The sequence below is a fragment of the Streptomyces sp. NPDC051041 genome (genome assembly GCF_044456065.1).
Lineage (GTDB): Bacteria > Actinomycetota > Actinomycetes > Streptomycetales > Streptomycetaceae > Streptomyces > Streptomyces glaucus.
Window position 1 is genome coordinate 65999 of sequence record NZ_JBITFM010000010.1, and the last position, 13011, is coordinate 79009.

Annotated in this window: 10 protein-coding genes; 4 read left to right on the plus strand and 6 right to left on the minus strand. The window is 74.9% G+C overall.

Annotated elements, in window-relative coordinates; genetic code table 11:
- Window positions 1-184: 184 nt before the first annotated feature.
- The gene (locus ACIBAI_RS17795; protein WP_399035226.1) at window positions 185-1732 is read right to left on the minus strand and encodes a M1 family metallopeptidase; all 1548 of its coding nucleotides are present in this window, start codon (window positions 1730-1732) and stop codon (window positions 185-187) included.
- Between the two features lie 198 nt (window positions 1733-1930).
- Here ACIBAI_RS17795 and ACIBAI_RS17800 point away from each other — a divergent pair, with 198 nt between their 5' ends.
- The 3 genes from ACIBAI_RS17800 to ACIBAI_RS17810 all read left to right on the plus strand — a co-directional run bounded on the left by ACIBAI_RS17800 (window position 1931) and on the right by ACIBAI_RS17810 (window position 6582).
- Window positions 1931-3886 (plus strand): Xaa-Pro dipeptidyl-peptidase, encoded by a 1956-nt coding sequence (locus ACIBAI_RS17800; RefSeq protein ID WP_399035228.1) that lies wholly within the window; start codon window positions 1931-1933, stop codon window positions 3884-3886.
- Window positions 3883-5124 (plus strand): M14 family metallocarboxypeptidase, encoded by a 1242-nt coding sequence (locus ACIBAI_RS17805; RefSeq protein ID WP_399035230.1) that lies wholly within the window; start codon window positions 3883-3885, stop codon window positions 5122-5124. The genes ACIBAI_RS17800 and ACIBAI_RS17805 overlap by 4 nt, the downstream gene beginning before the upstream one ends.
- 414 nt (window positions 5125-5538) lie before the next feature.
- Window positions 5539-6582 carry an oxidoreductase gene (locus ACIBAI_RS17810; RefSeq protein ID WP_399035232.1) on the plus strand — a complete coding sequence of 348 codons (1044 nt, stop codon included), beginning with the start codon at window positions 5539-5541 and terminating at the stop codon, window positions 6580-6582.
- 109 nt (window positions 6583-6691) lie between these two features.
- Here ACIBAI_RS17810 and ACIBAI_RS17815 read toward each other — a convergent pair whose 3' ends face one another.
- From ACIBAI_RS17815 to ACIBAI_RS17825, 3 genes are all read right to left on the minus strand, one after another.
- The gene (locus ACIBAI_RS17815) at window positions 6692-9055 is read right to left on the minus strand and encodes a Tex family protein (RefSeq protein WP_399035233.1); all 2364 of its coding nucleotides are present in this window, start codon (window positions 9053-9055) and stop codon (window positions 6692-6694) included.
- A 108-nt stretch (window positions 9056-9163) separates the two neighbouring features.
- Window positions 9164-9295, minus strand: a complete 132-nt coding sequence (locus ACIBAI_RS17820; protein WP_399035236.1) for an LPFR motif small protein — start codon at window positions 9293-9295, stop codon at window positions 9164-9166.
- A gap of 288 nt (window positions 9296-9583) precedes the next feature.
- Window positions 9584-10339: an enoyl-CoA hydratase/isomerase family protein gene (locus ACIBAI_RS17825; protein WP_399035238.1), complete on the minus strand. Its 756-nt coding sequence runs from the start codon at window positions 10337-10339 to the stop codon at window positions 9584-9586.
- A 286-nt stretch (window positions 10340-10625) separates the two neighbouring features.
- On the opposite strand from ACIBAI_RS17825, the gene ACIBAI_RS17830 reads away from it, so the two are divergent.
- Window positions 10626-11132 (plus strand): ATP-binding protein, encoded by a 507-nt coding sequence (locus tag ACIBAI_RS17830; protein ID WP_399035451.1) that lies wholly within the window; start codon window positions 10626-10628, stop codon window positions 11130-11132.
- A 6-nt stretch (window positions 11133-11138) separates the two neighbouring features.
- Here ACIBAI_RS17830 and idi read toward each other — a convergent pair whose 3' ends face one another.
- Window positions 11139-11732, minus strand: coding sequence for an isopentenyl-diphosphate Delta-isomerase (gene idi, locus ACIBAI_RS17835; protein WP_399035239.1), 594 nt, complete (start codon window positions 11730-11732; stop codon window positions 11139-11141).
- Between the two features lie 253 nt (window positions 11733-11985).
- Complete coding sequence (locus ACIBAI_RS17840; protein ID WP_399035241.1) at window positions 11986-12924, minus strand: cation diffusion facilitator family transporter; 939 nt, start codon at window positions 12922-12924, stop codon at window positions 11986-11988.
- Window positions 12925-13011: the final 87 nt, after the last annotated feature.

Here is a 13011-nt window from a genome sequence, read left to right on the forward strand (position 1 = left end):
CCGCCACGCCGCCGGGCCCGGCCCCCGGCGCCCGGGGCGGGGGCCGCGCCCCGGCCCCGCCGCGCCGCCCACCGCGGGCCGGCGGAGCGGGGCGGCCCCGCGACGGTGCACGACGACCACGGGGATCGAGACCCCCGCTCCCGCGGCGGACCGGTTACGCGTCCGGCGCCGCCGGGCGGACGCGTCAGTCCTCGCGTACCCCGTGCGCCCGCCCGTGCCCGTCCTCGTGCTCCCGCGCCCCGTGCTCGTGCACCCCGTTCGTCGCGGCGATCTTCTGCCAGGACTTCGGCGGCACGGACGCCTCCCGCGTCCGCGCGACGGACGCGGCGCGGGCCGCGGGCGCGGCCGGCTTCGACGGCTGGAACAGCCACGTGTCGAAGAGCGCGGCCAGCGGCTTCCCGGACACCCGCTCGGCGTACTCGCGGAAGTCGGCCACCGACGCGTTGCCGTGCGCGTACGCGCGCGGCCAGCCCTCGAGGATCGCGAAGAACGCCTCGTCGCCGATCTCGTTGCGCAGCGCCTGCAGGGCCAGCGCGCCCCGGTCGTAGACCGCGGTGTGGAACTGGTTCTCGGGCCCCGGGTCGCCGGGCCGGACCGTCCAGAACGGGTCGTCGGCGGGGCGCGAGGCGTACACGTGGTCGGCGAGCTCCTGCGCCGTGCCCTCGCCCTCGTGCTCGGACCACAGCCACTGCGCGTACCGGGCGAAGCCCTCGTTGATCCAGATGTCCTTCCAGCCCGCCACGGACACCAGGTCCCCGTACCACTGGTGGGCCAGCTCGTGCACGACCAGGGAGGTGTTGGACCCGTTCGCGAAGTTCCGCGGGCTGTAGAAGGGCCGCGTCTGCGTCTCCAGCGCGTACCCGGTGTCGGTGTTCGGCACGTACCCGCCGAGCGCGCCGTACGGGTACGGGCCGAAGAATCCGCTCAGCCAGTCGGCGATCTCCCCGGTCCGCTCGATGCTGGCCCGCGCCGCCCCGTAGTGCTCGCCCAGGTCCTTGCTGTAGGCGTTGAGGACCGGGATGCCGCTCTCGGTCGTGCCGCGGGTGACGTCGAACCGGCCGATCGCGAGCGTGGCGAGATAGGTGGCCTGCGGCTTGTCGGAGCGCCAGTCGTACCGGGTCCAGCCGAGCCGCGAAGCGGTCGACTGCAGCGTGCCGTTGGAGATGGCCTGGGTGCCGTCCGGCACCTGCACCGACACGTCGTAGGTGGCCTTGTCCAGCGGGTGGTCGTTGCCGGGGAACCACCACGCCGCCGCCTCGGGCTCGTTGGCGGCGACGCCGCCGTCCGGGGTGCGGTGCCAGCTGGTGAAGCCGTACGCCCGCTTCGACGACGGCACGCCGCGGTAGCGCACCACCACGGAGAAGGACGTGCCCTTCGCCAGCGGCGTCCGGGGGGTGATCTCCAGTTCGTGCTCGCCGGAGGCGGCGAACGACGCCCTCGCGCCGTCCACCCGCACCTCGCCGACGTCCAGCAGGAAGTCCAGGTTGAACCGGGACAGGTCCTGCGTGGCGCGGACCAGCAGGGTGGCCGTGCCCTCCAGTTCGTCGGTGGCCGGCTGGTACTTCAGCCGCAGGTCGTAGTGGGAGACGTCGTATCCGCCGTTGCCGTAGGCCGGGTAGTAGGGGTCGCCGATGCCCGGCGCGCCGGGGGAGTGGCTCGCGGCCGACGCCGGGATCGCCAGCAGCAGGGAGGCCGAAGCGAGCGCGCCCGGTGCGATGAGTCTGCGGTGCACGAGAGCTCCAAGTCGTAGGGGACCGAAGTCTGTCGGGAGCCTATTGACTCCCTGTGACCTCGGGCATGTCCATGACCCCCGCTGTCGCACGATCGCCATCCGGCCGTCACGGGACGGGCGGACGGGAGATGCTCACCCGCCACGCCCGCACCGGGTCGCCCTCTTCTGCGCGGGAGTTGACCGATGTACGGTCCGCGCATGCCGACACGCATGCGCTTCACGATCTGGAGACCGCTCGCGACGGCGGCCGCGACCGCCCTGCTGGCCGCCTTCCTCACGCCCGCCACGGCGCAGGCCGCGCCGCGCGTGAGCCAACCCGTCCACTCGTACGAGAACGCCGTCCGCGAGGCCGTCTGGGTGGACACCGGGCTCGACGGGGACGGCGACGGGAAGGGCGACCGCGTCGCCGTCGACATCGTCCGCCCGCGCGAACCCGCCCGGCAGGGCCGCAAGATCCCCGTCATCATGGACGCCAGCCCGTACTACTCCTGCTGCGGGCGCGGCAACGAGAGCCAGAGGAAGACGTACGACGCCGACGGGGACGTCGTGCAGATGCCGCTGTTCTACGACAACTACTTCGTGCCGCGCGGCTACGCCTTCGTCGGCGTCGACCTCGCCGGCACCAACCGCTCCGACGGCTGCGTCGACGTCGGCGGCCGCTCCGACATCCGGTCCGCGAAGGCCGTCGTCGACTGGCTCAACGGCCGCGCCAGGGCGTACACCACCCGCACGGGCACGCAGCGCGCCGAGGCGGACTGGACCAACGGCCGCACGGGCATGATCGGCAAGAGCTGGGACGGCACCATCGCCAACGGCGTCGCCGCCACCGGGGTCGAGGGCCTGGAGACCATCGTCCCGATCGGCGCCATCTCCTCCTGGTACGACTACTACTTCTCCCAGGGCGCCCCGCTGTACGGCACCGGCCCCGACTGGCTGTCCGGCCACGTCAACAGCCCCGACGCCCATGCCCGGTGCGCCGCCGTCCAGCAGAAGCTGGTCGACGGGGCGCCGCGCACCGGCGACCGGACGCCGCTGTGGACCGAACGCGACTACGTGCGGGCCGCGAAGAAGGTCAGGGCCAGCGTCTTCCTGATCCACGGCATGCAGGACCTCAACGTGCGGATGCAGCACGTCGGCCCGTGGTGGGACGCCCTCGCGGAGAACGGCGTCGAACGCAAGATCTGGCTCTCCCAGACCGGCCACGTCGACCCCTTCGACTTCCGCCGCGCACAGTGGGTCGACACCCTGCACCGCTGGTTCGACCACGAACTCCTCGGCTACGACAACGGCATCGACCGCGAGCCCATGGCCGACATCGAACGCCACCCCGGCCAGTGGGTCACCTCGGAGGTCTGGCCGCCGCGCGGCACACGGACGGCCGTCCTCCGTCCCGGCCAGGGCGCCCGGCCGGGCGTCGGCACCCTCGGCCTGGGCCGGGGCGGCGGCACCGAGACGTTCACCGACGACCCGGCGCTCGGCGAGACCGACTGGGCGGCGCGGATCGACACGCCGACACCGGACAAGGCCGGCTTCGTCACCCGGCCGCTCACCCGCGACCTGCGCCTGTCCGGCTCCTCCGAGGTGACCGTCACCGCGACCCCGACCACTGCGACGGCCCACCTGTCCGCCGTCCTGGTCGACCTCGGGCCCGCCACCATCCGCGACTACGCCGACGCCGCCGAGGGCATCACCACGCTCACCGACCGCACCTGCTGGGGCGCGAGCACCGCGGGCGACAGCGCCTGCTTCAAGGACACCCGGGCCAGGACGGCCGACGTGGAGCACACGATCGTCAGCCGCGGCTGGGCCGACCTGGGCCACAGCGCCGCGACCGGCAAGGGCGCCCCGCTCACCCCCGGCCGGGCCTACACCGTCACCCTCGACCTGGCGGCCACCGACCACGTCGTGCCCGAGGGCCACCGCCTCGCGCTGATCGTCGCGGGCACCGACAAGGACCTCATCGACCCTCCCGCCGACACCCCGACGCTCACCCTCGACCTGTCCCGCACCTCGGCGCGCGTCCCGTTCGCCGGCGGAGCCGCCGCCTTCGCCCGCGCCACCGCCGGCCCGGCGTCCGCCGCGCCTGCGGCCACGGTCCTGGACGGCGTGCGCGCGCCGCGCACTCCCCACCGCGTCCCGGAGGGAGGCCGGTGATCCGCCTCCTCGCCGCGGCGGCCCTCGCCGCGTCCCTCGTCACCGCGCCGGCCGCCCACGCCGCCGACGCCCCGCCCCGCACCGGCTTCGAGCGCTCCAGCGGCGCCCGCTGGACCAGCCAGCCCGAGGAACGGGACTTCCTGGCCGCCGTCGACCGGGCGAGCGGCCGGGTCTCCCTGAGCACCGTGGGCACGACGAAGCAGGGCCGGCCGCTGCAGCTCGTACGGATCGGCGCACGCCCCGCCGCGAACACGGTGCTCCTGGTGTGCGGCCAGCACGGTGACGAACCGGCCGGCCGCGAGGCCTGCCTGTCCGTGATCCGCGACCTGGCCTACGCGGACGACCGGCGCACCCGCCGCTTCCTGGAGCGGACCACCGTGCTCGTCGTGCCGACCGCCAACCCCGACGGCCGGGCCGCCGGCACCCGCGGCAACAGCGACGGGACGGACGTCAACCGCGACCACCTCGCCCTGCGGACCGCCGAGGCGCGGGCGCTGGCCGCCGTCGTCCGCGACCGGCGCCCCGACGTGGTTTACGACCTGCACGAGTACGGCGCCACACCCCCGTACTACGACAAGGACCTGCTCGACCTGTGGCCGCGCAACCTCAACACGGACGCGGCCGTCCACGACGCGGCCGAGACCCTCTCCCGGGAGTACGTCCGCCCCGCGGCGGAGCGCGCCGGGTACTCCACCGGCACGTACGGCGTCTGGACCGATCCCGCGACCGGCGAGCCGGTCCGGCAGGTCGCGGGCGACGGTCAGGAGCGCATCCTGCGGAACACGTCCGGGATCAAGCACGCGGTCGGCCTGCTCGTCGAGAGCCGCGTGGACGCGCTCGCCGGCGTGCCCGAGGCGGTCGACAACCGCCGCCGCGTCGGCTCCCACCTGGCCGCGCTGGAGGGCCTGTTCCGGTTCGTGGACGAGCGGCGCGGGCGGATCGAGGCGGCGACCGGCGCGGCCCGGCTCGCGGGACACCGCGACGAGGGCCCCGTCCACCTCGGCGGCGCCGACAACGACCCGCCCGAACCGTCCGAGGTGCTCCGGGACCCGCCCTGCGGATACCGGCTCACCGCCGGCCAGTACGCCGAGGTGCGGGACGAACTCGCCCTGCACGGAGTGACGACTAGGGGCACGTACGTCCCCCTCCGCCAGTCCCTGCGCGCCCTCGTCCCGCTGCTCCTCGACGCCCGCGCGCCGCACCGCCTCACGGCCGCGGCCCCCGTCACCGACTGCTGAGCCCGCCGCGGGGAGGCGGCCCGGCCGCCTCCCCGCGGCGACCCCCGGGCCGCCGCGGGGAGGCAGCCGCCCGTCCGGCGGCGGTCCGCGCTCCGGCCGTGCCCCGGGTCCAGCCCGGTCCCGCCCGGTCCCCCTTCGACCATCCGTACGCCGGGCCGCCCGGCCGACTCCCCGTACTCCTCCGGCGCCCGGCCGCCGCGGATCCCCGCGACCGCCGAGGCGACCCGCCCCACGGGCCGCGCGGCCATGCCCGGACCCGCCCGCCGCGCCCGGCGGGAACGCCGGCCGCCGCCCGTCCGGCGGCCCCGCCCCGGCCACGACGGTCCCGGCCCCCGGCCCGCTCCCCGCACGGGGACGGTAGCGGAATATGTCATGCCGTGCCCGCGTCCGTCCCGCTCCGGGAATACTCGGGGCATGTCTGCCGAGTACGCGACCTTCGCCCTGGCGCCGGCGATGCGGGCCGGCGGGGTCCTCGCGGGTGGTGACCACCAGGTCCACCGGGACTTCGTGGACTTCGTCGTCGACGGCCGTCCGCTGCTGTTCCGGCTCTCCGACCTGGACGCCGTCTCCCCGCTCGCCTCCGACGTCCCGCCCGCGATCTTCACCGCGCAGGTCCGCAGCCTGCTCCTGGAGACCGAGGCGCCCCTGCCCGGCGGCCGGCACATCGTCTACGGCTGTCCCGAGTGCGAGGCACTGGCGTGCGGCGCCGTGACCGCCGTCATCGAGCGGGACGGCGAGGACTTCGTCTGGCGGGACTTCGCCTGGCAGACGGACGAGCGCGCCGACCTGGACCTCAACGGCTACCACGGCATCGGCCCGTTCCGCTTCCGCGGCGCCGAGTACCGCGCGGCGCTGGCCGCCCTGCTCGACGGCGGTTCCCCGGCCGCCCGCCGCCGGGTCCTCCTGGTCGGCGCCCGCGTCGCCGTCCTCGCCAGGCTCGCCGCCGCGCTGCGCACCATCGGCATCGGCGCCGACATCACCCACGACACCGGCGACGTCCCCGCCGACGAGCTGCGCGGCTACGGCGCCGTCGCCTTCGGCGAGGCGGTCACCGAGGAGGAACGCCGCGCCGTACGCCGCGCCTTCGACCGCGCCGGAGCCGACGTGGCCTACGTCGACGGCCTCGCCCCGATCGTGCCGGTCCTCGTCGCCCAGATCGAACACGCCCTGGAGCGCGGCCCGTGGGCGCGGCGCCGCCTGGCCGGCCTGGCCGCCACCGACGGCGAGGCGGGTGTCGAGGTCACCTCGCCCTGCCGGGTGCGGCTCACCGCCTACCGCCTGGACCGGCTGCGGCGCACCCGCGGCCACGAGGTCTTCGACGGCGTCCTCGGGCCGGGCCGCCACCGCATCGCCCTGGACGCCGGAGCCGTACGGGGGCGGGCCTTCGTCGTGGCGCGGGCGTCGGAGAGCGTGCTGGTGACGGCGGTGGCGCGGGGAAACGGGGCGGCCCCGCGGTGAGCGCGGACCGCCGGGCCGCGGACGCCGGGTGCGGCACGGGCGGGCCGCCCTCCGCGCCGGGCCGCCGGCTCCGGGTGCCCCGGCCCGGGGCACCCGGTGTGCCGCCCGCCTACGCCAGCCCGGCCCGCCGCAGGGCGTCGGCCATCGCGCTGTTGGCGGGCGGCGGCGCCTGCCGGGCGCCCCGGTCACCGCCGCGCCCCTGCCGCTGCTGCGGGCGCTGCTGCCGCTGCTGCGGCGGCCGTCCGCCCCGCTCGCGCTGCTGCCCCTGCGGGGCGGCCTCGTCGTCCAGACGCAGCGTCAGCGAGATCCGCTTGCGCGGGATGTCGACGTCGAGGACCTTCACCTTGACGATGTCGCCGGGCTTCACCACGTCCCGCGGGTCCTTGACGAACGTCTTCGACATCGCGGACACGTGCACCAGCCCGTCCTGGTGCACCCCGACGTCGACGAACGCCCCGAAGGCCGCCACGTTCGTCACGACGCCCTCCAGCACCATCCCGGCCGACAGGTCGGAGATCTTCTCCACGCCCTCCTTGAAGGCCGCCGTCCGGAACGCCGGACGCGGGTCGCGCCCCGGCTTCTCCAGCTCCCGGAGGATGTCGGTGACGGTCGGCAGACCGAAGGTGTCGTCCACGAAGTCCTGCGGACGCAGCGAGCGCAGCACCGTCGTGTTGCCGATGAGGGAGGCCACCTCCTGCCCGGTGGTCTTCACCATCCGGCGCACCACCGGATACGCCTCGGGGTGGACGCTGGAGGCGTCCAGCGGGTCGTCGCCGCCGCGGATCCGCAGGAAGCCCGCGCACTGCTCGTACGCCTTCGGGCCGAGCCGCGGCACCTTCCTCAGCTCCGCCCGGGACCGGAACGGCCCGTTGGCGTCCCGGTGCGCCACGATGTTCTCGGCGAGGGAGGAGGTGATGCCGGACACCCGGGCGAGCAGCGGCGCGGAGGCCGTGTTGACGTCCACGCCGACGCCGTTCACACAGTCCTCGACCACCGCGTCCAGCGAGCGGGACAGCTTCACCTCGGACAGGTCGTGCTGGTACTGGCCGACGCCGATCGACTTCGGGTCGATCTTCACCAGCTCGGCCAGCGGGTCCTGGAGCCGGCGGGCGATGGAGACCGCGCCGCGCAGCGACACGTCCAGGTCCGGCAGTTCCTGCGAGGCGAAGGCGGAGGCCGAGTACACGGAGGCGCCGGCCTCGGACACCATCACCTTGGTCAGCTTCAGCTCCGGGTGTCGGGCGATGAGTTCACCGGCCAGTCTGTCGGTCTCGCGGGAGGCGGTGCCGTTGCCGATCGCGACCAGCTCGACCGCGTGTTCCCGCGCCAGCCGGGCCAGGGCGGCGATCGCCTCGTCCCAGCGGTTGTGCGGCACGTGCGGGTGGACGGTGTCCGTGGCGACGACCTTGCCGGTGGCGTCGACCACGGCGACCTTCACGCCCGTGCGGAAGCCCGGGTCGAGGCCGATCGTCGCGCGCGTGCCGGCCGGGGCGGCGAGCAGCAGGTCGCGCAGGTTCGCCGCGAAGACGTTCACGGCCTCGTCCTCGGCGGCCGTGCGCAGCCGCAGCCTCAGGTCGATGCCGAGGTGCACCAGGATGCGGGTGCGCCAGGCCCAGCGGACCGTGTCCAGCAGCCACTTGTCCGCGGGCCGCCCCCGGTCGGCGATCCCGAACCGGGCGGCGACGATCCCCTCGTACGACGACGGCCCCTCCGTGGGCTCCTCGGGCTCCAGGACGAGGTCGAGGACCTCCTCCTTCTCGCCGCGCAGCAGCGCCAGCACCCGGTGCGAGGGCAGCGCGGTGAACGGCTCGGCGAAGTCGAAGTAGTCGGCGAACTTGGCGCCCGCCTCCTCCTTGCCCTCCCGCACCTTCGACACCAGCCGCCCGCGCACCCACATGCGTTCGCGCACCTCGCCGATCAGGTCGGCGTCCTCGGAGAACTTCTCGGTGAGGATGGCCCGCGCGCCGTCCAGGGCGGCCTGCGGATCGGCCACCCCCTTGCCGGCGTCGACGAACGCGGCGGCCGCGGCGAGCGGCTCGACGGACGGGTCCGCGAGCAGCCCCTCCGCCAGCGGTTCGAGACCGGCCTCCCGCGCGATCTGCGCCTTGGTGCGCCGCTTGGGCTTGAACGGCAGGTAGATGTCCTCCAGGCGCGCCTTGGTCTCGGCGCCGCGGATCCGGGCCTCGAGCTCCTCGGTGAGTTTGCCCTGTTCGCGCACCGAGTCGAGGATCGCCGTCCGCCGCTCCTCCAGCTCCCGCAGGTAACGCAGCCGCTCCTCGATCGTGCGCAGCTGCGCGTCGTCGAGCAGCTCGGTCGCTTCCTTGCGGTAGCGGGCGATGAAGGGCACCGTCGAACCGCTGTCGAGCAGTTCCACCGCGGCCTTCACCTGCCGCTCCCGTACGCCGAGCTCCTCGGCGATCCTGCCTTCGATGGACCCTGCGTCGATGGATCCGCTGGACCCGGGTGTCGTCACGATCCCGTACCGCCTTCTCACTGAGGTTGCGCGGCAATTGTGGCAGGTGACCCCGACACCCGGGGATCAGGGCGGCGCCACGGCGGTGCGGGACCGGACGGGACCGGGTCAGACCCGGTGGCCGCGGGCCGTGCCGGACGCCCCGCCGAAGAGCCGGGCCAGGGCCCGGAAGGGCAGGGTCACCACGGTGGCGACGGCGCCGCCGATCTGGCGCAGCACATCCGCAATGGCTCGGAACACGTGATTCTCCTTTCCTGTACCGGCCGACCTGGCCGGTACAGGAACGGGTACCTCGGCGGCGCCGGGACATGCTCCGCCGCTCCGCCCGGCGTGTCGCCGCCCGCCGGGAAGGCCTCCGCGGCGAGCGCGGCGCGGACGAACGCCGTACCGGGTTCCGGCAGCCGCGCGACGACCGCGCCCGGACGGTGCGGCCGGCCGCGGAGCACGACCCGCGGCCGCCGTACGACGCCGGCTTCCCGGGGAAGACCCCGGCGCACCTGGTCGAACGGCGCCGCGCCCGCGGCCGGTTCATCCTGGCGCGGGCACGTTCCACGTGAACCGCGGCGGCCTGCGCTCCAGGAACGCGGCGACGCCCTCCGCGGTGTCGCCGCTGCCGCGGGCCTGCCCGGCCCAGTACGCGTCCCGGTCCCTGCGCCCGTCCGCGAACTCCTTGGCCGCGGCCTGCGTCAGCTGCGAGCGCGCGACCAGGGTCCGGGTGAACTCCGCGACCCGCTTGCCGAGTTCCCCCTCGGGCAGCACCTCGTCGACTAGGCCCGTCCGCAGCGCCCGCTCGGCGTCGATCAACTCGCCGGAGAACAGCAGGTACTTGGCGGTGGCCGGGCCCACGAGCGACACCAGCCGCCGGGTGGCGGACGCCGGGTAGACCACCCCGAGCTTCGCCGGCGTCACCCCGAACAGCGCTCCCCGCTCGGCGAACCGCAGATCGCAGGCCGCCGCCAACTGCGTCCCGCCGCCCACGCAGTGCCCGCGCACCGCCGCCAGCGCCGGCTTCGGAAAGGCCGCGAGGGCCTCCTCGGCGCGTACGGCGAGCCGCTGCGCCTCCTCCGGCGAGTCCCGCAGCGTCGCGATGTCCGCCCCGGCGCAGAACGTCCCGCCCTCGCCGGTGAGCACCAGCGCCCGCACCGCCGGATCGGCCGCCAGCGCGTCGAGCAGCGGCGGCAGCGCCCGCCACATCGCGGCCGTCATGGCGTTGCGCTTGGCCGGGTGGCGGATGACGACGGTGGCGACCGAGTCGGCGACGCTGTGCAGCAGCTGCGGCTCCATGCGCCGGATGCTATCCGCCCCGTTCCCGGCGGCCCCGGGCCGGCCGCGACCGGCCCGGGGCCGCCGGGAACGGGGCGGTCTCCCGCGACGTCACACCCGTACCACCCGAACAGTTTTTCAGACAGCACGATCCCGACAGGATCGGTCCTTCGGCTGACCGTGTCATGCACAGGCGGTCAGAACCGTTCGATACCCGCTGACTTCTGTTCAGTTCTGTGGCGCGGTGCGACGCGTTACCAACACTCGGGGTGTGGTGACAATCGAGTGCAAGGGTGGCGACCGGACGATGGACAAGCACGGGCGCGGGCCCGGCCCACGCCCCGAGGGCGCGGACGCGCCCCCCGGCACGGGGTCCGCGGGATCCCTGCCGTACGAAGGAGTCTGGCGGTTCACCGCCCCCGCCGTCGACGTCTCGGTCCCGCGGGCACGGCACGCCGTGCGGGACCTGCTGCTGCGCCAGGGGGTGCCCGTCTCGGACGACGTGGCGCAGGGACTGCTGCTGATCGTGTCGGAACTGGTCACGAACGCGGTCCGGCACGCGGCGGTGCTCTCGCCGACGCTCGCCGTGGAGGTCGCCGTCGGCGCCGAGTGGGTCCGGGTGTCCGTGGAGGACGGCCACCCCTACCGCCCGACCGCGCTGGAGGCCGACCCCGGCCGGACGGGCGGCAGGGGCCTGCTCCTGGTGAGCGAGCTCACCCGGGAGGCCGGCGGAGCCTGTGACGTCCAGCGCACCGCGAGCGGCGGCAAGGTGATCTGGGCCGTCCTGCCGCTCAAACCCGCCCGGCCGCGCTGACCGCCCTCACCAGCCGGCGGACGGGCCCGTCAGCTCCCGGACCGCGGGCCGGGCCGCGTCCAGCACGGTCATGAACCACGCCGAGAACGGGTCGTTCGCGTGCCGCTCCGCCAGCTCCGCCGGGGTCACGAACGCCGTCGCCGCCACCTCGTCCTCGTCCGGCCGCAGCGGGGACTGCGCCAGACCGACGAAGAGGTGGTTGTACTCCTGCTCCACCAGGCCCGAGGCCGGGTCCGGGTGGTTGTAGCGGACCGTGCCCGCCTCGGCGAGCAGCGACGGGGAGATCCCGAGCTCCTCGTGCGTCCGCCGGGCCGCCGCCGCGAAGGGCGCCTCCCCGGGGTAGGGGTGGCCGCAGCACGTGTTGGACCACACGCCGGGGGAGTGGTACTTGCCGAACGCCCGCTGCTGCAGCAGCAGCCGGCCGTGCTCGTCGAAGAGGAACACGGAGAACGCCCGGTGCAGCCGGCCCGGCGGCTGGTGCGCGGCGAGCTTCTCCGCGGTGCCGATCGTCACGCCGTTCTCGTCGACCAGTTCCAGCAAAATGGCGTCCGCGGTGCCGTTCGACGCGGTCTGCGTCGCGGCGGCAGGTGTGATCGGCATACCCATCCTTCGCATCGGTCTTCGCGCCCAAGTGTGCCGCACGAATCCGGCACTCCCGGCACTTCGCGGCGTGCCCGCATGTTCCGTGCGCGGTGGCCCGGCTCACGGCCGTCCCCGTCCGGACACCGGAAGGGACCGTCCGGACGCCGGCGGGAGGGGCCCGGCGGCCCCGTCCCGGAGGGGAAGCGGCCGGGGCGGGGCCGCCGGAGCCGGGGTGCGGGCGCGCGCCCGCCCGGCCCGCGCCCCGCGCACCTCAGTGGCACAACCGCGCCTCGTGCGCCGCGTGCCCGCTCGGCTCCAGCTGGAAGGTGCAGTGCTCCACGTCGAAGTGGTCGCCCAGGCAGCCCTGGAGCTCGTGGAGCATCTTCTCGTGGCCGATCGCGCTCAGCACGTCGGAGCGCACCACCACGTGCGCGGACAGCACCGGCAGCCCGGAGGTGATCGTCCAGGCGTGCAGGTCGTGGACGTCCTCGACGCCGTCGAGGGCCAGTATGTGGGCCCGCACCCGGGCCACGTCCACGCCCTTGGGAGCGGCCTCCAGCAGGACGTCCAGGGTCTCGCGCAGCAGCCGCCACGCCCGCGGCACGATCATCAGGGCGATCACCAGGGAGGCGACCGGGTCGGCGGCCTGCCAGCCGGTGACCAGGATCACCAGCGCCGAGACGATCACCGCGAGCGAGCCCAGCGCGTCCGCCGCCACCTCCAGGAAGGCGCCGCGCACGTTCAGGCTCTCCCGCCGGCCGCGCATCAGCAGGGCCAGCGACACCGAGTTCGCCGCCAGGCCGATCAGACCGAACACGACGGTCAGCTCGCCCTCGGTGCCGGCCGGCACGAGGAACCGCTGGACCGCCTCGTACAGGACGTAGCCGCCGACGCCGAGCAGCAGCAGACAGTTGGCCAGGGCCGCGAGGATCTCGGCGCGGGCGTACCCGAAGGTGCGCTTCTCGCTCGGCGGGCGGTTCGCGAAGTGGATCGCCAGCAGCGCCATGCCCAGGCCGAGGGCGTCCGTCGCCATGTGCGCCGCGTCGGCGATCAGCGCCAGGGAGTCGGCGAGCACCCCGCCGACGATCTCGACGACCATCACGGCGAGCGTGATCGACAGCGCCACCCGCAGCCTGCCGCGGTACGCCGCGCTCGCCGTCCCGCCGGCCGGCACGCCGTGCGCGTGCCCGTGATCGTGCCCAGCCCCCATGAAAGCCGCCTCCTGCCCCGTCCGGGATCCTCCGTCAGCGAGCACAGTGAACTACGGCCGGAGTGATCCGGCAACGCGGCATTGAAC

Excerpts from the sequence above, each read along its gene's own strand:
- ACIBAI_RS17800 (WP_399035228.1), top strand. The coding sequence starts at position 1,931 with ATGCCGACACGCATGCGCTTCACGATCTGGAGACCGCTCGCGACGGCG.
- ACIBAI_RS17810 (WP_399035232.1), top strand. The coding sequence starts at position 5,539 with ATGTCTGCCGAGTACGCGACCTTCGCCCTGGCGCCGGCGATGCGGGCC.
- ACIBAI_RS17825 (WP_399035238.1), bottom strand. The coding sequence starts at position 10,339 with ATGGAGCCGCAGCTGCTGCACAGCGTCGCCGACTCGGTCGCCACCGTC.
- ACIBAI_RS17830 (WP_399035451.1), top strand. The coding sequence starts at position 10,626 with ATGGACAAGCACGGGCGCGGGCCCGGCCCACGCCCCGAGGGCGCGGAC.
- idi (WP_399035239.1), bottom strand. The coding sequence starts at position 11,732 with ATGCCGATCACACCTGCCGCCGCGACGCAGACCGCGTCGAACGGCACC.
- ACIBAI_RS17840 (WP_399035241.1), bottom strand. The coding sequence starts at position 12,924 with ATGGGGGCTGGGCACGATCACGGGCACGCGCACGGCGTGCCGGCCGGC.